Below are 22488 nucleotides of genomic sequence, written 5' to 3'. Positions count from 1 at the left end.
GATGAAAATTGGATTTATCGGTCTGGGGAATATGGGCGGCAGTCTCGCTCGCCTAGTTGCCCAAGATGAAAGATATAGAAGTGAATTACTCCTGGCTAATCGCAGTCGTGACAAGGCTGAAAAGATTGCTGCGGAACTTGGTGGCCAGCCTGTCAGTAATGCAGAAGTTTTTGCTCAGGCAGAAGTGATTTTCCTTGGCATCAAACCAGCTCAATTTGCTGACTTGCTAGCTGAATATCAGGAAATTATAGAAAAACGAGATTCTCTTCTGCTGGTTTCGATGGCTGCTGGTTTGCCTTTGGTGCTATTAGAGAAATTAACACCTAGCCACCATCGTTGGATTCGGATCATGCCTAATACACCAGTAGCCGTAGGTGAGGGTGTTATTACCTATAGCTTATCTCACCAGGCGAATCAAGTAGACGAAGATTTGTTGCGTGAGCTTCTGTCTTCTGCTGGTCTTTTGGTCAGACTAGAGGAAAAACAGTTGGATGCAGCGACTGCTCTTGCTGGCTGTGGACCAGCCTTCGTTTATCTCTTTATAGAAGCTTTAGCGGATGCTGGTGTTCGAGCAGGACTCAGTCGCGATATATCGCTTGAGCTTGCCAATCAGACTCTTTTAGGCGCTGCAAAGCTAAGCCAAGCCAGTGGGCAACATCCTGCCCAGCTCAAAGACCAGGTCTGCAGTCCAGGCGGATCGACCATTGCAGGGGTAGCTAGTCTGGAAGAAAATGCCTTTCGAGGAACAGTCATGGATGCCGTTCAAGCTGCCTACAAGAGGACCCAGGAATTAGGGAAAAAATCCTAACTAGTTTGTCAAAAGTCGCAGAATAGAGTATAATAAATCAGTATATTTTTAAAAGGGAGAAAATAATGAACACTTTACCAAATTGTCCAAAATGTAACTCAGAATATGTCTATGAAGATGGTGCACTTTTAATTTGCCCAGAATGTGCTTATGAATGGAACCCAGCTGACGTTCAAGAGGTAGAAGAAGGAGTGGTAGCTATTGATGCCAATGGCAATAAGTTGGCTGATGGTGACACTGTTACCCTAATCAAGGACTTGAAAGTCAAAGGTGCACCTAAAGATCTCAAACAAGGTACACGTGTGAAAAATATCCGCATTGTAGAAGGTGACCACAATATCGACTGTAAGATTGACGGCTTCGGTGCGATGAAGCTCAAGTCAGAGTTTGTAAAGAAAATCTGAGGTAAGTATGAATCGTAGATTGATTTTTGCATATCGTATCATACTCTTTTTTCTAAGCTTCCTCGGAGTATATCTCGAAATATCTAAATATGGTTGGGGTATGCTCATGTATTATACAGTCCTGTCAAATCTTTTAGTTTTGCTTTTTACTGGCTACCTTATCTATCTCATGACAAGAACAGATGATAAATGGCAGTCAGCAGGAGTGCTTAGAGTCAAGGGTGGTGTAACCATGTCTATCATGATTACTTGCGTGGTTTACCATCTTTTACTGGCCCCAATTGCGACAGACTTTTATCGTTTAGAGAATTTCCTTTGTCATTATATAGTTCCCCTTGCTTTTCTTTTGGATACTTTAGTTTTTGACAAAGCCCGTCAATACCGTTGGTTTGATCCTATTTCTTGGACAAGCGTCCCTTTGATTTACATGATTTTTTCACTGATTAACGGTTTTGTTCTCAAGATTGATATTCCAAGATCCAAGGACAATCCGTTTCCTTACTTTTTTCTAAATGTCTTTAAACACAAATGGCCCTATGTCATCAAGATGTGCTTAATCATCTTTGTAGCCTATCTGGTCTTTGGATTTATCTTTTACGGTGTAAAATCGTTCTCTTTTTCAAAGAAGAAAGCTTCTTAAAAAGAGACAAATGATAAATTAAACACAATTTTGTGATTACCTATGCATAAAAATACATTTTTCTCTTGAATTAGTTTTTAATTTGTGATAGAGTATTAACAATTAAATAATCCTTTAATTCTATCCAGAGAGATAGACAAGGAGCAAGTAAAATGATAGGTGGAGTGTAAGCAAGTGCGTCTTGTTTTAGCTTGCCTGATTAGATTTTTCTGAGGTCTCCTTGTATGAGGAGGCTTTTTCTGTTGTTTGAGGAGGAATGAATGAAAACAAAAGAAGTAGTTGATGACATCACCATGAATCGTGCGATTACGCAGATTATCTATGAAATCATTGAGCGCAGCAAGGACCTAAACCAAGTTGTTTTGGTTGGCATTAAGACCCGGAGGGTTCACTTGGCTTATCGCATTCAGAAGCGACTGGCTCAGTGTCTTTGTCAGAATGGCTATTATTGAAGCAGTTCTGAAAGGACGACAATAATCTCGGACAGTGAGCCGGGAGTGGGTGAAGCTATGCGAAGCAATCCTACTCCCTATTATTATATTTCTTATGTGGATGGTCATAGGTGGTCTGCATCTTAGACAGGAGGGAACAATGGTAAAGAGACTTTTAATATTAGAAAATGGCATGATTTTCGAAGGGGAAGCTTTTGGAGCAGATCTTCTCGTAACAGGCGAAATCGTCTTTAACACGGGCATGACAGGCTATCAAGAATCAATTACGGATCAGTCTTATAACGGACAGATTTTGACCTTTACTTATCCCTTAGTTGGAAATTATGGTGTCAATCGGGACGACTATGAATCTATTCTGCCGACCTGTAAGGGAGTTGTGGTCTATGAGTATGCACGACGTGCCAGCAATTGGCGCCAGCAATTGTCTTTGGATGAGTTCCTCAAAATCAAGAAGATACCAGGAATCTCAGGGATTGATACAAGAGCACTAACTAAGATTATACGCCAACATGGAACCATGCGGGCAATCATTGCCAACGCGAATGGTAGTATTGAGCGTTTACAAGACCAGCTTCAGTCTATAGTTCTGCCAACTGATAACATTAAGCAGGTTTCTACCAAGCAGTCTTATCCTGCTCCGGGAACTGGTCGAAACGTGGTATTGGTGGACTTTGGTCTCAAGCATTCTATCCTGCGGGAGTTAGCCAAACGCAACTGTAGCGTGACAGTGGTACCTTATAATACCAGCGCTGAGGAAATTCTCCAGCTTAATCCTGATGGGGTTATGTTGTCAAATGGACCGGGAAATCCGGAAGATGTGCCGGAGGCTCTGGACATGATTCGAGGTATTCAGGGCAAGATTCCAATTTTTGGAATCTGTATGGGACATCAGCTCTTCTCCATGGCTAACGGTGCAAAGACGCATAAGATGAAGTTCGGTCACCGTGGTTTCAACCATGCGGTACGTGAGATTGCAACAGGCCGAGTTGATTTTACCAGTCAAAATCACGGCTATGCAGTCAGTCGTGAGGGGTTGCCGGAATGCCTGATTGTGACTCATGAAGAAATCAATGATAAGTCTGTCGAAGGTGTGCGCCATCGGGATTATCCTGCCTTTTCTGTGCAGTTCCACCCAGATGCTGCGCCGGGACCGCATGACTCAGATTATCTCTTTGATGAATTTATGGAAATGATGGATGCCCATCAGGCATATTAGGAAGCAAGATTGAGAGGTACACTATGCCAAAACGTAAAGATATTCAGAAAATTATGGTCATCGGTTCTGGTCCTATCGTTATCGGTCAGGCCGCGGAGTTTGACTATGCTGGGACTCAAGCTTGCCTGTCCTTGAAAGAAGAGGGTTACAGTGTTGTTTTGGTCAATTCTAACCCAGCGACCATCATGACGGACAAGGAAATTGCAGACCGAGTTTATATCGAGCCTATCACGCTGGAGTTTGTTGCACGGATTTTGCGTAAGGAGCGGCCAGATGCTCTGCTGCCTACTCTGGGCGGTCAGACTGGACTCAATATGGCCATGGAATTATCCAAGTCAGGGCTTTTAGAAGAGCTGGGAGTGGAACTCTTGGGGACTAAGCTGTCAGCCATTGACCAAGCGGAAGACCGGGATCTCTTCAAGCAGCTGATGGAAGAGCTTGGCCAGCCCATCCCTGAGTCAGAAATTGTCAATACAGTTGATGAAGCGCTGGAATTTGCGGCTGAAATCGGCTATCCAGTCATTGTCCGTCCGGCATTTACACTGGGAGGAACTGGCGGTGGTATCTGTAGTAATGAAGAAGAGCTGCAGGAAATCGCAGAAAACGGCCTCAAACTCTCTCCAGTGACTCAGTGCCTGATTGAGCGCTCCATAGCAGGCTTTAAGGAAATCGAATACGAAGTCATGCGGGATGGCGCAGACAATGCGCTGGTCGTATGTAATATGGAAAACTTTGACCCAGTCGGCATTCACACAGGCGATTCTATCGTCTTTGCGCCAAGTCAGACTATCTCAGACTATGAATACCAGATGTTGCGGGACGCCAGCCTCAAGATTATTCGAGCGCTGAAGATTGAGGGCGGCTGTAATGTACAGCTGGCTCTGGACCCGCATAGTTTCAAATACTATGTTATCGAGGTCAATCCACGGGTTTCCCGCTCATCAGCCCTTGCCTCTAAGGCGACCGGCTATCCGATTGCCAAGCTGGCGGCTAAAATCGCAGTCGGGCTCACATTGGATGAAATCATCAATCCGGTGACAGGCTCTACCTATGCTATGTTTGAGCCGGCTCTGGACTATGTAGTCGCTAAGATTCCGCGCTTTCCATTTGATAAATTTGAGCAGGGTGAGCGCCGTCTGGGAACCCAGATGAAGGCGACCGGGGAAGTCATGGCTATCGGCCGCAATATTGAGGAGAGTCTGCTCAAGGCTTGCCGTTCTTTGGAAGTTGGTGTGGACCACAACGAGCTGCCTGCTCTCAGCCAAGTAAGCGATGTTGAGCTGATGAGGAAGATTGTCAAAGCGCAAGACGACCGGATTTTCTATATCTCAGAGGCTATTCGTCGTGGTTACAGTCCGGATGAAATTGCTGAGCTGACCAAGATTGATGTCTTTTTCCTGGATAAGCTGCTCCATATTTACGAAATTGAGCAGGAGCTGGTCAGCCATATCGGAGATAGCTATGTGCTTAAGAAAGCCAAGCAAAATGGCTTTGCGGATACTAAGATTGCTGCCTTGTGGGGGATGACAGCCGAGCAGGTGCGTCGCATCCGGCAGGAGCAGAAGATTGTGCCGGTTTACAAGATGGTGGATACCTGTGCTGCTGAGTTCGAGTCTGCGACACCTTATTTCTACTCTACCTATGGCTTTGAAAATGAATCTGTCAAATCCAGCAAGGAATCAGTTCTGGTGCTGGGCTCTGGTCCTATCCGAATCGGGCAGGGAGTCGAGTTTGACTATGCGACCGTTCATTCTGTAAAGGCTATTCAGGCGGCTGGTTACGAAGCGATTATCATGAACAGCAATCCAGAGACTGTATCGACTGACTTTTCTGTTTCTGACAAGCTTTATTTTGAGCCGCTGACCTTTGAAGATGTCATGAATGTCATTGAGCTGGAACAGCCTAAAGGGGTTATCGTTCAGTTTGGCGGTCAGACAGCCATTAATCTGGCAGAGCCTCTGTCCAAGGCTGGTGTTAAGATTTTAGGTACCCAAGTGGCGGACCTAGATCGAGCTGAGGACCGGGATCTCTTTGAGCAGGCGCTGAAGGAGTTGGATATTCCGCAGCCGCCGGGTCAGACGGCCACTAATGAAGAGGAAGCGGTAGAAGCTGCTCGTAAGATTGGCTTCCCTGTTCTGGTGCGGCCTTCCTATGTCTTGGGTGGCCGTGCTATGGAAATCGTAGAAAACGAAGCGGATCTACGCTCTTATATGCGGACAGCGGTTAAGGCCAGTCCAGACCATCCGGTTTTGGTGGATTCTTACATTGTTGGTGATGAGTGTGAAGTGGATGCCATTTCTGATGGTCGACAGGTCTTGATTCCAGGAATTATGGAGCATATCGAGCGGGCGGGGGTTCACTCAGGGGATTCCATGGCAGCCTATCCGCCGCAAACCTTATCGCAGAAAGTCAAGGATACTATTGCAGACTATACCAAGCGTTTGGCTCTGGGACTGAACTGTATCGGCATGATGAATATTCAGTTCGTCATCAAAGATGAGCAGGTCTATGTCATTGAGGTCAATCCACGGGCCAGCCGGACTGTTCCTTTCTTGTCCAAGGTGACTGATATTCCGATGGCACAAGTGGCGACTCGTTTGATTCTTGGGGAAAGCTTGGCAGAGCTGGGCTATGAAGATGGTCTTTATCCAGAAAGTTCCATGGTTCATATCAAGGCGCCAGTCTTCTCCTTTACAAAGCTGGCAAAGGTTGACAGTCTTTTGGGGCCTGAGATGAAGTCTACTGGTGAAGTCATGGGCAGCGACCGCACGATCGAAAAAGCGCTCTACAAGGCTTTTGAGGCTTCCTATCTCCATCTGCCAAGTTTTGGTAATGTCGTCTTTACTATTGCAGATGATAGCAAGGAAGAAGCCCTGCAGCTGGCTCAGCGTTTTGCAAATATTGGCTATGGTATCTGGGCAACCAAGGGAACAGCCTCTTATTTTGAAAATCACGGCCTGCACGTCCGTCTGGTAGAAAAAATCGGCAGTGATGATAACAAGGACATCCCAGCCTATATCCGCAAGGGCAAGATTCAGGCTATTATCAACACGGTCGGAACCAAGCGGACTGCAGATAAGCATGGTCAAATTATTCGCAGCTCAGCTATTGAGCACGGAGTACCCCTCTTCACAGCCTTGGACACAGCTGATGCCATGCTGAAGGTGCTGGAAAGTCGTAGTTTCACTACAGAAGCGATATAGAGCTAGATTTTTGTGTTTCAGATTGTCGTTTGACTGTCTGAAAGTCGGAAAAGTAATCTTATACAGCAAACATTGAAAAATCATCTGTCCAAGCTTATTCTGTCCTTGAATAGCCATAATAAATAACCGTTCAAATATATAAAATTAAAAGCAAAGAAGAAGTGGGAAAGTATCCTGCTTCTTTTTTTGCTTTATTTTGGTTTCTAGTCACTCTCAGCCATTCTTGAAGAATTTAAACTTAGGTGAGAATGAGCTGAAAAACTGGATGGAATTAATCAATTTACTTCTTTAGATAATTTGGATATGGACAAGAATAAAATCATAACTCTAGCACTTCAGAAACCAAATAAGATTGTAACTTTAATCAATGTCAGCGACAATCATGTCCCCAAAGCAGATCTTGAATCAAATGAAAATAAAATTCCAAAAGCAATGGCGCAGCATTTCCCTGATATTCAGTGTGGTAACATTGACAATAACAAGTAAGCTAAAGAAAGAAATGCTGATGAACTTAAAGGAGAAGCACCTTCTAAAGACACGCCAAGATATGAGGCGAAAGATGGAAATTCTTTGCCAATCATTGATGAGAAGGAGTCTCTAACCGCTGAGAAAAAAGAGACAGACATAAAAAACGAGAAAAAGAAGAAGTTCTGGGATAAATAATCTATTTTTTGCTTAAAATTTGAATTTAATTCTTGAAATTGTTTTTAATTTGTGATAAAGTATTAACAATTAAATATTCCTTTAATTCTATCCAGAGAGGTAGACAAGGAGCCAGTAAAAATTGGGTTGAGTGTATACAGGTGCATCTTGTTTTGCATGCCCAACGAATTATTCTGTAGTCTCCTTGAAAAAGGAGACTTTTTTATTGGTTTAGGGGGTATTCATGAAAACAAAAGAAGTTGTTGATGATATTACTATGAACCGTGCAATCACACGGATTACTTATGAAATCATCGAACGCAATAAAGAATTGAACCAAGTAGTTTTGGCTGGAATCAAAACTCGGGGAGTTCACTTGGCTCATCGTATTCAAAAACGTTTAGCCCAATTGGAGCAAATTGACCTTCCAGTAGCTGAAATTGATACAAAACCTTTTAGAGATGACAAAAAGAGTCAGGAAGCAGATACAACTTTAATTCCAGTAGATATTACCGACCGTCAAGTAATCTTGATCGACGATGTTCTCTACACAGGTCGTACCATTCGGGCGGCCATTGACAATCTCGTAAGCCACGGTAGACCTTCGCGCGTTAGCCTAGCAGTCCTGGTTGACCGAGGCCATCGGGAATTACCAATTAGAACTGACTATATTGGAAAAAATATTCCAACTAGTAGAACAGAAGAAATCATTGTAGAAATGACCGAAACTGATGGTCAGGATCGTATTTTGATAAAGGGGGAATAATAATCTATATGAATCAAGATGTAAAATATGATGTCCACGATATGCCAAAGCCAGGTTTACTTTTAGGCTTATCCTTCCAGCATCTGTTTGCCATGTTTGGCGCGACTGTTCTAGTTCCAATCTTAGTAGGGATTGATCCCGCAGTTGCCTTATTCTCAAGTGGCCTGGGAACCCTAGCACACCTCACAGTTACCAAGTATAAGATACCAGCCTATATGGGATCCAGCTTTGCTTATATAGCAGCCATGCAATTACTGATGAAAACAGATGGTATCGGAGCGGTAGCACAAGGAGCTATCACAGGCGGTTTGGTCTACTTTATCGTAGCCATGGTTGTTAAGTTTGCTGGAAACGCCTGGATTGATAAAATCCTACCTCCTGTAGTTGTAGGACCAATTATCATGGTCATTGGTCTGAGTTTGGCCAGTACAGCTGTTAGTGATGTTATGAATAAGACAGGAGCTAATGGTGAAAAGGTTTATGATTTAACTTATTTCACTATTGGAATGGTGACCTTGTTAGCAGTCATTCTCTTTAACATATATGGTAAAAAAATTATCGGTATCATTCCTGTCTTACTAGGTTTGATAGTTGGATACTTCTTTAGTTTAATTCTTGGTGCAATAACTGGACAGGAGATTGTCTCATTTGCAAAGGTTGGTGAAGCATCTTGGTTCCACCTTCCACCAATGAGCCTTCCTTTCTTAGATTATGATGTAAAATTTTACCCTAGTGCGATTTTAACCATGGCACCTATCGCCTTTGTAACTATGACAGAACACTTTGGTCACGTCATGGTACTAAATAGCTTGACAGGAAAAGATTTCTTCAAAGATCCGGGCTTAGATAAAACTTTGACTGGTGATGGGCTAGCTCAGATTATTGCAGGGCTTTTCGGAGCGCCGCCAGTGACTAGCTATGGAGAGAATATCGGAGTCATGGCGCTCAATAAAATATACAGCGTCTATGTGATAGCTGGTGCTGCAGTTCTTGCCATCGTCATGAGTTTTGTCGGAAAAGTTTCCGCTTTGCTCCAATCAATCCCGAGTCCAGTTCTAGGTGGAATATCCATTGCTCTCTTCGGTGTAATTGCCTCAAGTGGACTTAAAATTCTCATAGAAGCCCAGACTAATTTTGATAACAAAAAGAATCTACTGATTGCCAGTGTCATATTGGTTTCTGGTATCGGTGGCCTGACCTTGCAACTGTCGGGTCTGCAAATCTCAGGCGTAGCCTTGTCAACTATCTTGGGAATCGTCCTCTATCTTGTCCTGCCAGAACCTAAAAATTAGGTCTGACATCTGATTTTTAAAACTGTTCACCATTTATTTCAATCTTATCTTACAGAAAAAATTGAAATAGAGCTCTAATCATTATCACAAAGGAGATCTTATCATGTCATCTAACCAAATCGCTCTTAAAAATCTTGTCTCAATGGAAACTTTGTCAAACGAAGAAGTAATGGCCTTAATCAAACGAGGAATTGAATTTAAAAATGGAGCAAAAGCCAACTATGACGAACAGCATATCGTGGCCAATCTTTTCTTCGAACCTTCAACAAGAACCCACAAGGCCTTTGAAGTAGCAGAATTGAAATTGGGTTGCGACCTATTGGATTTCGATGTGAAAACCAGTTCAGTCAACAAAGGTGAAACCTTGTATGATACTATTTTGACCATGTCTGCACTCGGAGTTGACATTTGTGTCATTCGCCACCCAGAAGTAGACTACTACAAAGAGCTAGTGGAAAGCCCAACCATTACTACATCCATCGTCAACGGTGGTGATGGTTCAGGTCAGCACCCAAGTCAAAGTCTCCTAGACTTGATGACAATTTACCAAGAATTTGGACACTTCGAAGGATTGAAAGTTGCAATTGCTGGTGACTTAGATCACTCACGTGTAGCTAAATCTAACATGCAGATTCTTAAACGATTGGGAGCGGAGCTTTATTTTGCAGGACCAGAAGAATGGAGAAGTGAAGAATTCTCTCACTATGGTGAATTTGTAACAATCGATGAAGTTATTGACAAAGTAGATGTCATGATGTTCTTGCGTGTTCAACACGAGCGTCATGATTATGAGTCTATCTTTTCTAAAGAAAACTACCACAGACTGCATGGGCTGACTCAAGAGCGTTACGACCGTATGAAAGACACAGCTATTCTGATGCATCCAGCTCCGGTTAACCGAGATGTAGAAATCGCTGACCATTTAGTTGAAGCACCAAAATCACGTATTGTTGAACAGATGACGAATGGAGTCTTTGTCAGAATGGCAATTATAGAAGCTGTTCTCAAAGGTCGCCAAAAATGATAAGAAATATCCCAAAAATCAGGCATCTAGTCTGATTTTTTAATTATTTTATAAAAAAACTTACATTTGCAAATAGTCATCAAATTGTAATCAAAAAGCTATGAAAACGAAACGAATTTTATCTTTGTTTTTCACATAGACATGATAGAATAAGTCAAGCAATATGGTATGAATAAATATCAATATAAAAATTAGGAGGGTTTGGAGAGAGAAATGGAAAAGAAATTAGGAAAATCTGTTGTTGCAACGGGGATTGCAGCAACTACTTTGATTTCAGGAGTTGTAGGAAATCATGTAAATGCTGATGAGTTAACAAAACCTTCTCATCGATCAGAGCAAAATGATCTTGAAGTGACGGAGATTCAGAAAGATTTAGCGAAAGCACAAGTCGATGCCCAGAAAGAAGTTGTTGAAAAAGCTAAAGATGAACTTGAAAAGGCTCAAGAGACAAGCCAAAACACTCAAGCACAGCTTAATCAAGCAAAAGAAATCAACAAAGAAGCTAGTCCAGAAGCTGTGGCCGAAGCAAAAGCAGAAGTAAATAAAGCTGAAGCAGAAGTGAATGCAAAGCAAGCTTCACTAGACAACTCGCAAAATCAAGAACTTCCTTCAGAACAAGCAGTTCAACAACAGGAAAATGTCGTTGTCGGACAACGAACTTTGGTAGACGTTGCCGAAAGAGAATATAACGAAGCGAAAGCACCTATCGTTAGGGAAGAACAAGAACTAGCTCAGGCAAAAGCAGAAGAAGAACAAGCGAATCAAGAACTCGCAGCTAAACAAGCTAATCTTACAGCTGTTCAGCAAAATATTGCTAATTCACCAAGTAGTACAGCTAATCTTGAAAAAGCTATCCAGACAAACCAAAATGAAATCAACCAGATTCAGACTGCAATTAATCAAAAAGAAGCTGAATTGGCAAATACCCCACAAACTGAAACAACAACACAAGCTGCTAATACCTATCAAGAGCTCCTTCAAAACTTGCAAAGCCAAGGAGCAACTCAAGAAATTAGAGATGCTGCAGCTAACGCACTCGCTTTATACAAACGGTCCCAAGCTGAAGATGGATTAACAGTTGGCAGCGACTCTACCAGCTCAGCGACTCTTGAAAATAATTTAAAAGCTGTAGAAGTTATTCGAGCAATAAATAACTATCGAGCACAGGCAGGATTACCTCCATTATATGTTGATCCATATGCAAATGTTGCCAGTCAAATTCAATCAGCCTTTTTCGAGCAAAACGGTCGCCACATGTTTAAGTATATAAAAAATGAAAATGTGGCTATCAGCTTTACACCTAAGGCATCAGTTGATTTTTGGTACAGTGAAAAAGCATTGTATCAAGAGATCGCTGCGCGCTATAATTTACCAACCGACGAATCTCAGCTGGATGCCAATGATATTTATATGAAAATTGGTGCTGCTGAATTCGCAAGAGTTGGCCATTACTTGCAAATGTTGGACAATAAAGCAACTGCAATTTCTGCATCTTATAACACTGTTCCTAATCAGTACAGTTCAACAAATGGAACTGCAACAGTTGGTTTCCATCAAGTAGGAAACTTGAACCAACGCTTGCAAAACGGGACCTTGATGAGCCTAGCTGATTACGAAAACTTACTAGCTAGTGCACGCCAAACACGGACGAATACAAACGAAAAATATGCTACTTTAAGAAATGAAATTGCTGCCTTAAAAGTTGAAAAAACAAATCGCGAAGTAAGAGCTGGTATTTTAAACAGTCAACTAAATGATCTCCAGTCACAATCAAATGACCAAGCGCAACTTTTAGCAAATGCTCAATATCAACTACTGAATGCTCAAGATCGTGTAGCGGCGGCTGCAAGAAACACTGCTGACAAACAGCAAGCACTTGAGAATGCAACTAGAAGATACGAAGCAGAGTTCGAACCTAAGCGATTGGCTTTAGATTTAGCAAGAGAGAAATTAGTTGCAGAAAGTTCAAAACTTGAATCTTTAAGAGCAGCTTTACAATCAACTAAAGCGAATACAATCGAAGCAAGAAAGCAATTAATTGATTCTCAAGTTCGCTTGAAACAAGTTCAAGAAAGAGCTAAACAATTAGCTCAAGCTCCTCAACAGCTTTCTAAGGCTCGTAAGGCAGTTGCATCAGCCAAAGCTGATCTTGCCGCAAAAGAAACAAAATACAAAGCCGAAGAGAGTCTTTTGGAGCTCTATCAAGAAGTTCATGCTAGATTAGAAGCAAAACACAATCAATTAAGAGCTAAGAATGCTACAAAAGAAACTGCTAAAGATCAGCCTGTTGATGCCAAAAATGTTTATCAGGGTGAAGCAATACATCAAACACAAGATAAGTCTTCTAAAACAAAACAAAACGTATCTGCTACAGGAGTAAAGACAGAGCAAATTGGAATTATAGCGGCAGTAGCTGGATTCTTTGGACTTGCTGGTGTTGCTCTTAAACGATTTAGAAGAAAATCCTAAAAATTAACAAAGAGGTTTGAGATCTTCTCTCATCCTCTTTTTATAATAAATTTTTAGTGATAGAAAATGATAGAATTTGCTTGACATTGAAAAATATTGGTGTATAATGATAAATGTAAGCTGTTTCAGGAGGGAGAAGTATGCTAAAGTCTGAACGAAAACAAGTGATTTTAGAACAGTTAAAAGATCATCGAACAGTTTCCTTAGATCGTTTAGTTCATATTCTAAAAACTTCAGAATCCACTGTCCGGCGCGATTTAGATGAATTAGAAAGTGAACAAAAGCTTCGACGGATTCATGGCGGTGCAGAAAACATTCATTTTTTACAAGAAGAAGAAAGCAATCAAGAAAAATCTATCAAAAACATTCAATTTAAGCAGAAAATTGCAGAAAAAGCTGCTAGCCTTATTCAGGATCATGATGTAGTCTTTATTGATGCTGGTACTACAAATGAGTTATTAATACAAGCAATTCATAATCACAAAGTCACGATCGTAACCAATTCTATTCATCATGCATCAAAACTTGTAGAGCGAAATATCCCTACAGTTATCGTGGGTGGAATAGTAAAAAGATCTACAGATGCCAGTATAGGAGGGATAGCTCTTAATCAAATTGGTCAACTGAATTTTGATAAAGCTTTTATTGGAATGAATGGAATTGATGATAGTTTCTATACAACACCAGATATGGAAGAAGGAGCTGTTAAGCGAGCCATTATTGAAAACGCAAAACAAACTTATGTCTTATCAGACTCGTCAAAACTGGATCAAGTATCCTTTGTCAAAGTGGCTCCTCTTGCTAAAGCAAAAATAATTACTAATAAAATTTCGTCCATCTTGCTGGAAAAAATTAAGGAAAAAACGGAGGTGATTGAAGTATGATTTATACTGTAACTTTAAACCCGTCCATTGACTATATTGTTCGTTTGGATAAGGTCCTGATAGGAAGTGTCAATCGGATGGATAGTGACGACAAGTTTGCTGGTGGAAAAGGTATCAATGTCAGTCGTGTTCTAAAAAGATTAGGTATTGATAACAAAGCAACTGGTTTTATCGGTGGCTTTACTGGCAAATTTATCACAGATACACTTGAAGAAGAAGGAATCTCCAGTCACTTCGTAGAAGTTGAGGATGATACACGCATCAATGTCAAGATAAAGGCAGATTCTGAAACAGAAATTAACGGACCTGGTCCTGACATTTCTAGCCTGAAATTGGAGGAATTAAAGAGTATTCTTGCTTCTCTAACTGCTGATGATACAGTAGTTTTTGCTGGAAGTAGTCCTAAAAATTTAGGAAATACTATCTACAAAGACCTGATTGGATTAACCAGGAAAACAGGAGCGCAAGTAGTCTGTGACTTCGAAGGACAAACACTACTTGATTCCTTGGAGTTTGAGCCACTTTTGGTCAAACCTAATAATCATGAACTAGGTGATATTTTTGGAGTGAAACTCGAAAGTTTAGATGAAATCGAAAAATATGCTCGTCAAATCTTAGACAAAGGAGCACAACATGTGATCATTTCTATGGCTGGTGACGGTGCCTTGTTGGTGACTCAAGGAGGTGCATACTTTGCAAAACCTATCAAGGGGAGTGTCAAAAATTCTGTCGGGGCTGGCGATTCTATGGTCGCTGGATTCACAGGCGAATTTGTCAAATCAAAAGATGCAGTAGAAGCATTTAAATGGGGTGTGGCTTGCGGAACGGCAACTACCTTCTCAGATGACTTGGCAACAGCTGAATTTATTAAAGAAACATATGAAAAAGTTGAGGTAGAAAAAAGATGAAAATTCAAGACCTATTGAGAAAAGATGTCATGTTGCTGGATTTGCAGGCAACTGAAAAAACTGCAGTCATAGAAGAGATGATTAAAAGCTTGGTTGATCACGGTTATGTAACAGACTTTGAAGCTTTTAAAGAGGGAATTTTGGCGCGTGAAGCCTTGACTTCTACGGGTCTTGGTGACGGAATTGCTATGCCTCATAGCAAGAACTCTGCTGTAAAGGAAGCAACAGTTCTCTTTGCTAAGTCAAACAAGGGTGTTGACTACGAAAGCTTGGATGGACAACCAACTGATCTATTCTTCATGATTGCTGCTCCAGAAGGTGCTAATGATACTCACTTGGCAGCCTTGGCAGAATTGTCTCAATACCTGATGAAAGATGGCTTTGCGGATAAATTGCGCCAAGTGACTTCGCCTGATCAAGTGATCGAGCTCTTTGACCAAGCTTCAGAAAAAGCGGAAGAAGTTGCTGTGGTTGAACCCGCAAATAAAGGTGGAGACTTCCTTGTAGCTGTAACAGCATGTACTACAGGGATTGCGCATACCTACATGGCTCAAGAGGCCTTACAAAAGGTCGCAGCTGAAATGGGTGTCGGCATCAAGGTTGAAACCAATGGTGCCAGCGGTGTTGGAAATAAGTTGACAGCTGAGGATATTAAAAATGCTAAGGCTGTTATTATTGCTGCTGACAAGGCAGTAGAGATGGATCGTTTTGATGGCAAACCATTAATTAATCGTCCAGTCGCGGATGGTATCCGTAAGACAGAAGAACTGATCAATTTGGCTCTTTCAGGAAAGGCTGAGATATACAAGGCTACTAATGCCAGTGGTGTTGCAGGATCTAGCAACGAAAAACTTAGTCTGGGTGGCGCTTTCTATAAGCACCTGATGAGTGGTGTATCTCAAATGCTCCCATTTGTTATCGGTGGCGGGATTATGATTGCTATTGCATTCTTGCTGGATCAGATCTTAGGTGTACCAAAAGATCAGCTTTCTAATCTAGGAAGCTATCATGAGATTGCAGCGCAGTTTAAATCAATTGGTGGAGCAGCCTTTGGCTTCATGTTACCAGTATTGGCTGGTTACATTGCTTACTCAATTGCTGAAAAACCAGGTCTGGTTTCTGGTTTCGTAGCCGGTGCGATTGCTAGCAGTGGTGCATCCTTTGGTGGCGTTGCTTACGCTGCAGGTGGTGAAAAGACGCTTTCTTTGGTAGGCGTATCGTCTGGTTTTCTTGGAGCTCTGGTCGGCGGTTTCTTAGCTGGTGGGGTGATTTTAGTCCTTCGCAAATTACTTGCAGGTCTACCTCGCTCACTTGAAGGTATCCGTTCAATTTTGCTCTTGCCACTTCTTGGGGTATTAGTTACTGGATTCCTGATGTTGGCTGTTAATATTCCAATGTCTGCAATCAATACAGCCCTCAACGATTTCCTTGCTAGTTTGAGCGGAAGTTCAGCTGTCCTTCTTGGCCTCTTGGTCGGTGGTATGATGGCGGTCGATATGGGTGGACCAGTTAATAAGGCTGCTTACGTATTTGGTACTAGTACACTCGCAAGTACTGTTTCAACTGGTGGATCACCTGTTATGGCAGCGGTTATGGCTGCTGGTATGGTCCCACCTCTAGCAGTATTTGTGGCTACTCTCTTCTTTAAAAATAAATTCACTGAGGAAGAACGCAATTCTGGTATTACAAACATTGTCATGGGACTATCTTTCATCACAGAAGGTGCGATTCCATTTGGTGCTGCTGACCCAGCCCGCGCTATTCCAAGCTTTATCGTAGGTTCAGCTCTTACAGGTGCTCTTGTAGGTCTTTCTGGAATCAAACTCATGGCCCCTCACGGAGGAATCTTCGTAATTGGATTGACAAACAACCCAATCCTTTACTTGGTATATGTTTTGATTGGTGCAGTAGTCAGTGGTATTATCTTTGGATTCTTACGCAAACCATTGTCAAAATAAGTATAATATTGGACTTCTTCGGAGGTCCTTTTTTGTAGATAATTTTATTCATTATGAAGAAAAAGAGAATGAGTAAGAGAGAAACAAACTATAGTCAGTGATTGAAAATTATGCTATAATTTACATAACGCAAATTTTTAGGAGAACAACAATGGAACTACAACGCGAAAAAGAATTCGTCAGCCAATATCACTTTGATGCACGTAATTTTGAATGGGAAAAAGAAAACGGAACACCCGAAACAAAAGTCGATGTCAATTTTCAACTATTGAATCATGATCAAGAAAATCAAGTAACTTCTTTGGTTGTTATTTTGAATTACATGATCGTTTTTGAAGCCTTTGTGATTAGTGGAGTGATTTCTCAAGTTAACCATATTCAAGGTCGAATAATTGGCGAACCAAGTGAATTTGATCAAGAAGAAGTAGAGCAACTAGCTAAACCTTGTTTATCAATGCTTAACCGCTTGACTTATGAAGTGACAGAAATCGCCCTGGATTTACCAGGTATTAATTTGGAGTTCTAAATGAAACTAGCTGTTATTACAGATTCCTCAGCCTACTTTAAACCGGAAGTCTTAGAAAAGGAAAATCTATTTATTCTGGATATTCCAGTTTTCATTGATGGGAAAACATACGTTGAAGGGAAAAATCTGACTGCAGAAGAATTCTATCAAAAAATGGCACTCTCTGCTGAATTACCCAAAACAAGCCAGCCTAGTATAGCTGAATTGGAAGATCTGCTTTCTACTTTAGCGGGGAACGGATATACTCACGTTTTGGGACTCTTCCTTTCTAGCGGTATTTCTGGCTTTTATCAAAACATTCAGTTCTTAAAAGATGAATTTCCTCAATTGGAAATCGCTTTTCCAGACTCCAAGATTACCAGCGCCCCATTAGGAATTATGGTTCAATCTGCGCTCAACTGGGCAGAAGCAGGACTTGATTTCAATGAGATTCTCAGAAGAATTAATGTTCAGATTGACGGGACTAGCGCCTTTATCATGGTTGATGATTTGAATCATCTTGTTAAAGGGGGGCGCCTTTCAAATGGCGCTGCGATTCTAGGAAATCTACTAAGTATTAAACCAATTCTATATTTTAATCATCATGGTGTGATTGAGGTTTTTGAAAAAATTCGAACGGAAAAGAAGGCAACTAAACGACTTATTGAACTAGTTGAGGAACGGACTTCGTCAGGAAAATATGAAATTATCGTTATTCATGCTAATGCAGTTGACAAGGCTGAAACCTTACGCCAATCTCTACTAGAAAGTAACATTAGTGCAGAGATTTCTCTAGCAACTTTTGGTAGTGTTATTGGCACACATCTTGGAGAAGGAAGTATCGCATTAGGCTACATTCCTCTGTTTGAGTAATACTCAAATCTATCAAAAAAGGAGATGCAGATGGGAATCAAAATAATCATTGCAGGCTTCAAAGGTAAAATGGGCCAAGCAGCCTATAAAATGGCAACAGAAGATCCAGAACTAGAATTAGTTGGACTTTTGGATCCTTTTACGGATGAAAAAGAAGTAGCAGGTGTTCCTGTCTTCAATGCCAAGGAAGAATTGGCTGGACTGGAAGCCCATGTCTGGGTTGATTTTACAACCCCTAAAGTAGCTTATGACAATACTCGCTTCGCTTTGGAACAGGGATTTTGCCCAGTGGTCGGAACAACAGGTTTTACTCCAGATCAATTGAAAGAGTTGATCACGCTGTCTAGGGAAAAGCAGTTGGGTGGATTGATTGCTCCAAACTTTGCCTTGGGAGCTGTTTTACTAATGCAGTTTGCAGCTCAGGCTTCCAAGTATTTCCCAAATGTAGAAATTATCGAGCTGCATCATGACCAGAAAAAAGATGCACCGAGTGGGACAGCTATTAAGACGGCTGAGCTCATTAGTCAGGTTAGACCAAGCAAACGGCAGGGAGCTGCTGATGAGGAAGAGTCTATAGCTGGCGCCCGCGGAGCTGATTTCGATGGCATGCGTATTCATTCAGTTCGCTTGCCTGGTCTGGTTGCTCACCAAGAAGTAATCTTTGGCAGTCAGGGAGAGGGATTGACCCTGCGGCATGATTCCTATGATCGCGCTTCCTTTATGACAGGGGTTAATCTGGCCATTAAAGAAGTTGTCAAACGCTCAGAATTAGTCTATGGATTGGAACATTTACTATGAGATTAGAAACTCTGCCTTCTGAATTTCAGGAGGCTTTGCCAGTATTAGAGAAGATAAAAGTGGCTGGCTTTGAAGCTTATTTTGTTGGGGGCTCTGTTCGCGATGCCCTTTTGCAGCGACCTATTCACGATGTAGATATTGCAAGCTCCAGCTATCCCGAGGAAACCAAGCGTATCTTTGACCGGACGGTTGATGTGGGGATTGAGCATGGAACCGTCTTGGTTCTGGAAAATAACCGTGAATACGAAGTGACAACTTTCCGGACTGAGGATGTCTATGTGGACTACCGCAGACCTAGCAAGGTTTCTTTTGTGCGCTCTTTGGAAGAAGATCTCAAGCGTCGCGATTTCACCATCAACGCCCTAGCTTTAGCTGAAAACGGTCAAGTCATCGATCTTTTTCAGGGTCTAAATGACTTGGAAAATCGGATTTTGCGGGCCGTTGGGACGGCAGCAGAGCGTTTTAATGAAGACGCTCTTCGTATCATGCGGGGATTTCGCTTTCAGGCTGCTTTGGATTTTGACTTAGAGCAAGATACTTTATCAGCTATGACGGACTGTGCTCCCCTGCTGGAAAAGATTTCAGTTGAACGCATTTTTATCGAGTTTGACAAACTCTTACTGGCTCCGTTTTGGCGCAAGGGCTTAGAGGCACTCTTGACAAGCGGTGCCATAGAATTTTTACCAGATTTGAAGGGAAGCAGAGCTAAGTTAGAACAGCTCTTTGAATTGGATTCAGACTTTTGCTTTTCAGCATCTGAACAGGCTTGGGCAGCTCTTTTATTAGCATTGAAAACACAGGATGTTCAACGATTTTTGAGAATTTGGAAAACCTCTCGTGAATTTGCCAAAAGAGTAGCAGATATTGTTGAAATTATGACGATTCGCTCAGAACGGGACTTGACCAAGCGTGACTGCTATGATTACGATATAGACTTATTGCTACAAGCAGAGGAACTTCGAAAAGCGCAAGGTTTGCCAGTGAATTTTTCTGCCATTCAAGATCTTGATGCTAGTCTGACTATTCATAACAAGCAGGAAATGGTGGTCAATGGTGGCATGCTGATGAGGGAGTTTAATTTTAAGCCAGGACCAAAACTTGGTCAAATTCTAAAAGAGTTGGAATACGCTATTGTAGACGGCCATTTGCCTAATAATTTAGAGGCCATTTATGCCTATATCAAGGAGAAGAAATGAGCGATTTTATCGTTGACAAGCTAACCAAATCAGTAGGAGATAAGACTGTTTTTCGGGATATTTCCTTTATCATTCACGACCTAGACCGGATTGGTCTGATTGGTGTCAATGGAACAGGAAAGACAACGCTACTAGATGTCTTGTCAGGCAAGTCGGGCTTTGACGGCGATGTCAGCCCTTTTTCTGCTAAGACGGGCTATAAAATTGCTTATCTGACTCAGGAGCCTGATTTTGATGAGGAGCAGACGGTGCTTGACACTGTTTTATCCAGTGATTTACGGGAAATGCAGTTGATTCGAGAGTATGAGCTGCTTTTGACGGCTTATGATGAAAGTCAACAGTCTAGACTAGAAGCGGTTATGGCAGAGATGGACTCGCTCCATGCTTGGGAAATCGAAAGCCAGGTTAAGACAGTCCTGACCAAACTTGGTCTAACAAATCTGTCTCTCAAGGTTGGTCAGTTATCAGGAGGCCTTCGTCGCCGAGTGCAGCTGGCCCAGGTTCTCTTAGGCGATGCAGATTTGCTATTACTTGATGAGCCGACCAACCACCTAGACATTGATACCATTGAATGGCTGACGCACTTCTTGAAAAATTCAAAGAAGACCGTGCTTTTCATCACCCATGATCGCTATTTCTTGGATAATATTTCGACACGGATTTTTGAGTTAGATGGCGGTCGCTTGATTGAATACCAGGGAAATTATCAAGACTATGTCCGTCTCAAGGCAGAGCAGGATGAACGGGATGCAGCCTTACTCCATAAGAAGCAGCAATTATACAAGCAAGAGCTATCCTGGATGCGCCGGCAGCCTCAGGCTCGGGCAACCAAGCAGCAGGCTCGTATCAATCGTTTCCATGACCTCAAGAAAGATTTGGCCGGTCAGACGACTGATAGCAACCTGGAAATGAACTTCGAAACCAGCCGTATCGGAAAGAAAGTCATCGAGTTTCAAAATATAGACTTTGCTTATGATCAGAAGCCTATCCTCTCTCAATTTAGTTTTTTGATTCAGAACAAGGACCGCATTGGGATTGTCGGAGATAACGGTGTCGGCAAGTCAACCTTGCTTAATCTGATTGCTGGAAAACTTCAGCCTCAGGCTGGTCAGCTCATTATCGGAGAGACAGTTCGAGTGACCTATTTCTCTCAGCAGATTGAGGGCTTGGATGAGTCTAAGCGGGTCATTAATTACCTGCAAGAAGTGGCCGAGGAGGTCAAGATAGGCAGTGGAACGACTTCCATCGCAGAACTCTTGGAGCGGTTTCTTTTTCCTCGTTCTACTCATGGAACTTTAATCGAAAAGCTTTCTGGTGGAGAGAAAAAGCGCCTTTATCTGCTCAAGCTTCTCTTGGAAAAGCCCAATGTCTTGCTTCTTGATGAGCCGACCAATGATTTGGATATTGCGACTCTGACGGTCTTGGAGAACTTTCTGCAAGGCTTTGCAGGGCCAGTCATTACAGTCAGTCACGACCGCTATTTCCTAGACAAGGTTGCCAGCAAGATTTTAGCGTTTGAAGATGGAGGTGTCAGAGAGTTTTTCGGGAATTACACGGATTATTTAGACGAAAAAGCTTTTCTAGCAGAAAGCTCTGCTATTTCCCAAAAGACTGAAAAGGAAAAATCGACCAAGGTGCGCGAGGAGAAAAAGCGCATGACCTATTTTGAAAAGCAGGAGTGGGAGACTATCGAGGCCGATATCGAGGCGCTTGAGGAGCGGATTTCTGAGATTGAAGCAGCCATGCAGGAAAATGGCTCTGACTTTACTCGCCTGTCTGAACTCCAGCAAGAACTGGATGAGCAGAATGAAAAGCTGCTTGAAAAATACGAGCGCTATGAATACCTGAGTGGGTTAGAGTAAAAAAGCGTCAATGCGATAAACACACTGAGAAAATGTACTGACCCCAAAAGTTAGACAGAAAAAATCTAACTTTTGGGGTCAGTACAAAAGGATCTCAGTGTGTTTTTATGCTAAAATAAAATAGATTAACAAATAAAAAAACTTCTTTTATTAAAAATTTTAACGAAAAATCAATAAGATAGATTCTTTTAAAAAAATAGGAAAATAATGGAAAGCCAGAAGAATAGGGGCAATCTTTTAACCCTTTTATCAGTTTTCCTACCAGATTTGGCACAAAATTTATTCGACAAACCTCGTTGAATCTCTCAACAAAGAAATCAAACGTCAAACGAAAAAGAAGATTCTTTTTCCTAACGAGGAGGCTCTAGAACGTTATTTAGTTACTTTGTTTGAGGAATATAATTTCAAGCAAAGTTAACGAATCCATAAAGTGATTGACAATGTTCTGACACCCCTTGAAAGATTATTTGATTAAAACTTCGTAACTCTACTTTAGTGTTTACACAAAATTATTGTACTTTGTTTTAACTTGAAGATATAAAGACTTTACAAAGTTCGAATATAGTAATTTGGAGGAATTTATTAATA

At 41.7% G+C, this 22488-nt stretch carries 18 protein-coding genes and 2 pseudogenes; all 20 read left to right on the top strand.

Annotated elements, in window-relative coordinates:
• Position 1: 1 nt before the first annotated feature.
• Positions 2–808, top strand: coding sequence for a pyrroline-5-carboxylate reductase (proC, locus tag PCY09_RS02020; RefSeq protein WP_048779559.1), 807 nt, complete (start codon positions 2–4; stop codon positions 806–808).
• Positions 809–873: 65 nt separating this feature from the next.
• Positions 874–1212 carry a zinc ribbon domain-containing protein YjdM gene (locus PCY09_RS02015; RefSeq protein WP_045502884.1) on the top strand — a complete coding sequence of 113 codons (339 nt, stop codon included), beginning with the start codon at positions 874–876 and terminating at the stop codon, positions 1210–1212.
• Positions 1213–1219: 7 nt separating this feature from the next.
• Complete coding sequence (locus PCY09_RS02010) at positions 1220–1852, top strand: Pr6Pr family membrane protein (RefSeq protein ID WP_048779561.1); 633 nt, start codon at positions 1220–1222, stop codon at positions 1850–1852.
• Positions 1853–2112: 260 nt separating this feature from the next.
• Positions 2113–2277 (top strand): annotated as a pseudogene (locus PCY09_RS02005) (bifunctional pyr operon transcriptional regulator/uracil phosphoribosyltransferase); the annotation flags it as partial.
• Positions 2278–2443: 166 nt separating this feature from the next.
• Positions 2444–3520, top strand: a complete 1077-nt coding sequence (locus tag PCY09_RS02000; protein ID WP_185760615.1) for a carbamoyl phosphate synthase small subunit — start codon at positions 2444–2446, stop codon at positions 3518–3520.
• A 23-nt stretch (positions 3521–3543) separates the two neighbouring features.
• On the top strand, positions 3544–6723 hold the full coding sequence (gene carB / locus PCY09_RS01995; protein WP_125397033.1) for a carbamoyl-phosphate synthase large subunit: 3180 nt from the start codon (positions 3544–3546) through the stop codon (positions 6721–6723).
• A 303-nt stretch (positions 6724–7026) separates the two neighbouring features.
• Complete coding sequence (locus tag PCY09_RS01990) at positions 7027–7209, top strand: hypothetical protein (RefSeq protein ID WP_223358686.1); 183 nt, start codon at positions 7027–7029, stop codon at positions 7207–7209.
• Positions 7210–7609: 400 nt separating this feature from the next.
• Positions 7610–8131: a bifunctional pyr operon transcriptional regulator/uracil phosphoribosyltransferase PyrR gene (pyrR, locus tag PCY09_RS01985; RefSeq protein WP_060553619.1), complete on the top strand. Its 522-nt coding sequence runs from the start codon at positions 7610–7612 to the stop codon at positions 8129–8131.
• Positions 8132–8139: 8 nt separating this feature from the next.
• The gene (locus PCY09_RS01980; protein ID WP_125397034.1) at positions 8140–9423 is read left to right on the top strand and encodes a uracil-xanthine permease family protein; all 1284 of its coding nucleotides are present in this window, start codon (positions 8140–8142) and stop codon (positions 9421–9423) included.
• A gap of 103 nt (positions 9424–9526) precedes the next feature.
• Entirely contained in the window at positions 9527–10447 is a 921-nt protein-coding gene (locus PCY09_RS01975) for an aspartate carbamoyltransferase catalytic subunit (RefSeq protein WP_008808699.1), read from the top strand.
• Between the two features lie 213 nt (positions 10448–10660).
• On the top strand, positions 10661–12916 hold the full coding sequence (locus PCY09_RS01970) for a CAP domain-containing protein (RefSeq protein WP_301556690.1): 2256 nt from the start codon (positions 10661–10663) through the stop codon (positions 12914–12916).
• Positions 12917–13056: 140 nt separating this feature from the next.
• Positions 13057–13800 (top strand): DeoR/GlpR family DNA-binding transcription regulator, encoded by a 744-nt coding sequence (locus tag PCY09_RS01965; RefSeq protein ID WP_125397036.1) that lies wholly within the window; start codon positions 13057–13059, stop codon positions 13798–13800.
• Positions 13797–14708, top strand: a complete 912-nt coding sequence (gene pfkB, locus PCY09_RS01960) for a 1-phosphofructokinase (RefSeq protein WP_125397037.1) — start codon at positions 13797–13799, stop codon at positions 14706–14708. The genes PCY09_RS01965 and pfkB overlap by 4 nt, the downstream gene beginning before the upstream one ends.
• Entirely contained in the window at positions 14705–16666 is a 1962-nt protein-coding gene (locus tag PCY09_RS01955) for a fructose-specific PTS transporter subunit EIIC (RefSeq protein WP_125397038.1), read from the top strand. The genes pfkB and PCY09_RS01955 overlap by 4 nt, the downstream gene beginning before the upstream one ends.
• A gap of 151 nt (positions 16667–16817) precedes the next feature.
• Positions 16818–17192 (top strand): DUF1149 family protein, encoded by a 375-nt coding sequence (locus PCY09_RS01950; RefSeq protein ID WP_008808694.1) that lies wholly within the window; start codon positions 16818–16820, stop codon positions 17190–17192.
• A complete protein-coding gene (locus tag PCY09_RS01945; protein ID WP_125397039.1) occupies positions 17193–18044 on the top strand; it encodes a DegV family protein in 852 nt (283 codons plus the stop codon). It abuts the gene before it with no gap.
• 30 nt (positions 18045–18074) lie between these two features.
• The gene (gene dapB, locus PCY09_RS01940) at positions 18075–18842 is read left to right on the top strand and encodes a 4-hydroxy-tetrahydrodipicolinate reductase (protein WP_125397040.1); all 768 of its coding nucleotides are present in this window, start codon (positions 18075–18077) and stop codon (positions 18840–18842) included.
• Positions 18839–20038 carry a CCA tRNA nucleotidyltransferase gene (locus tag PCY09_RS01935; RefSeq protein WP_125397041.1) on the top strand — a complete coding sequence of 400 codons (1200 nt, stop codon included), beginning with the start codon at positions 18839–18841 and terminating at the stop codon, positions 20036–20038. Before dapB ends, PCY09_RS01935 begins: the two co-directional genes overlap by 4 nt.
• Complete coding sequence (locus PCY09_RS01930) at positions 20035–21900, top strand: ABC-F family ATP-binding cassette domain-containing protein (protein WP_125397042.1); 1866 nt, start codon at positions 20035–20037, stop codon at positions 21898–21900. The genes PCY09_RS01935 and PCY09_RS01930 overlap by 4 nt, the downstream gene beginning before the upstream one ends.
• A 244-nt stretch (positions 21901–22144) precedes the next feature.
• Positions 22145–22318, top strand: a pseudogene (locus PCY09_RS01925) (transposase); the annotation flags it as partial.
• Between the last annotated feature and the right edge of the window lie 170 nt (positions 22319–22488).

It is taken from the genome of Streptococcus sp. SG2, from assembly GCF_030439925.1.
Taxonomy (GTDB): domain Bacteria; phylum Bacillota; class Bacilli; order Lactobacillales; family Streptococcaceae; genus Streptococcus; species Streptococcus gordonii.
This window is presented reverse-complemented; position numbering and strand designations above follow the sequence as displayed.

What these genes read in the sequence shown, in the direction of transcription:
- proC (WP_048779559.1), top strand. Translation starts at nt 2, where the DNA reads ATGAAAATTGGATTTATCGGTCTGGGGAATATGGGCGGCAGTCTCGCT.
- PCY09_RS02015 (WP_045502884.1), top strand. Translation starts at nt 874, where the DNA reads ATGAACACTTTACCAAATTGTCCAAAATGTAACTCAGAATATGTCTAT.
- PCY09_RS02010 (WP_048779561.1), top strand. Translation starts at nt 1,220, where the DNA reads ATGAATCGTAGATTGATTTTTGCATATCGTATCATACTCTTTTTTCTA.
- PCY09_RS02000 (WP_185760615.1), top strand. Translation starts at nt 2,444, where the DNA reads ATGGTAAAGAGACTTTTAATATTAGAAAATGGCATGATTTTCGAAGGG.
- carB (WP_125397033.1), top strand. Translation starts at nt 3,544, where the DNA reads ATGCCAAAACGTAAAGATATTCAGAAAATTATGGTCATCGGTTCTGGT.
- PCY09_RS01990 (WP_223358686.1), top strand. Translation starts at nt 7,027, where the DNA reads ATGGACAAGAATAAAATCATAACTCTAGCACTTCAGAAACCAAATAAG.
- pyrR (WP_060553619.1), top strand. Translation starts at nt 7,610, where the DNA reads ATGAAAACAAAAGAAGTTGTTGATGATATTACTATGAACCGTGCAATC.
- PCY09_RS01980 (WP_125397034.1), top strand. Translation starts at nt 8,140, where the DNA reads ATGAATCAAGATGTAAAATATGATGTCCACGATATGCCAAAGCCAGGT.
- PCY09_RS01975 (WP_008808699.1), top strand. Translation starts at nt 9,527, where the DNA reads ATGTCATCTAACCAAATCGCTCTTAAAAATCTTGTCTCAATGGAAACT.
- PCY09_RS01970 (WP_301556690.1), top strand. Translation starts at nt 10,661, where the DNA reads ATGGAAAAGAAATTAGGAAAATCTGTTGTTGCAACGGGGATTGCAGCA.
- PCY09_RS01965 (WP_125397036.1), top strand. Translation starts at nt 13,057, where the DNA reads ATGCTAAAGTCTGAACGAAAACAAGTGATTTTAGAACAGTTAAAAGAT.
- pfkB (WP_125397037.1), top strand. Translation starts at nt 13,797, where the DNA reads ATGATTTATACTGTAACTTTAAACCCGTCCATTGACTATATTGTTCGT.
- PCY09_RS01955 (WP_125397038.1), top strand. Translation starts at nt 14,705, where the DNA reads ATGAAAATTCAAGACCTATTGAGAAAAGATGTCATGTTGCTGGATTTG.
- PCY09_RS01950 (WP_008808694.1), top strand. Translation starts at nt 16,818, where the DNA reads ATGGAACTACAACGCGAAAAAGAATTCGTCAGCCAATATCACTTTGAT.
- PCY09_RS01945 (WP_125397039.1), top strand. Translation starts at nt 17,193, where the DNA reads ATGAAACTAGCTGTTATTACAGATTCCTCAGCCTACTTTAAACCGGAA.
- dapB (WP_125397040.1), top strand. Translation starts at nt 18,075, where the DNA reads ATGGGAATCAAAATAATCATTGCAGGCTTCAAAGGTAAAATGGGCCAA.
- PCY09_RS01935 (WP_125397041.1), top strand. Translation starts at nt 18,839, where the DNA reads ATGAGATTAGAAACTCTGCCTTCTGAATTTCAGGAGGCTTTGCCAGTA.
- PCY09_RS01930 (WP_125397042.1), top strand. Translation starts at nt 20,035, where the DNA reads ATGAGCGATTTTATCGTTGACAAGCTAACCAAATCAGTAGGAGATAAG.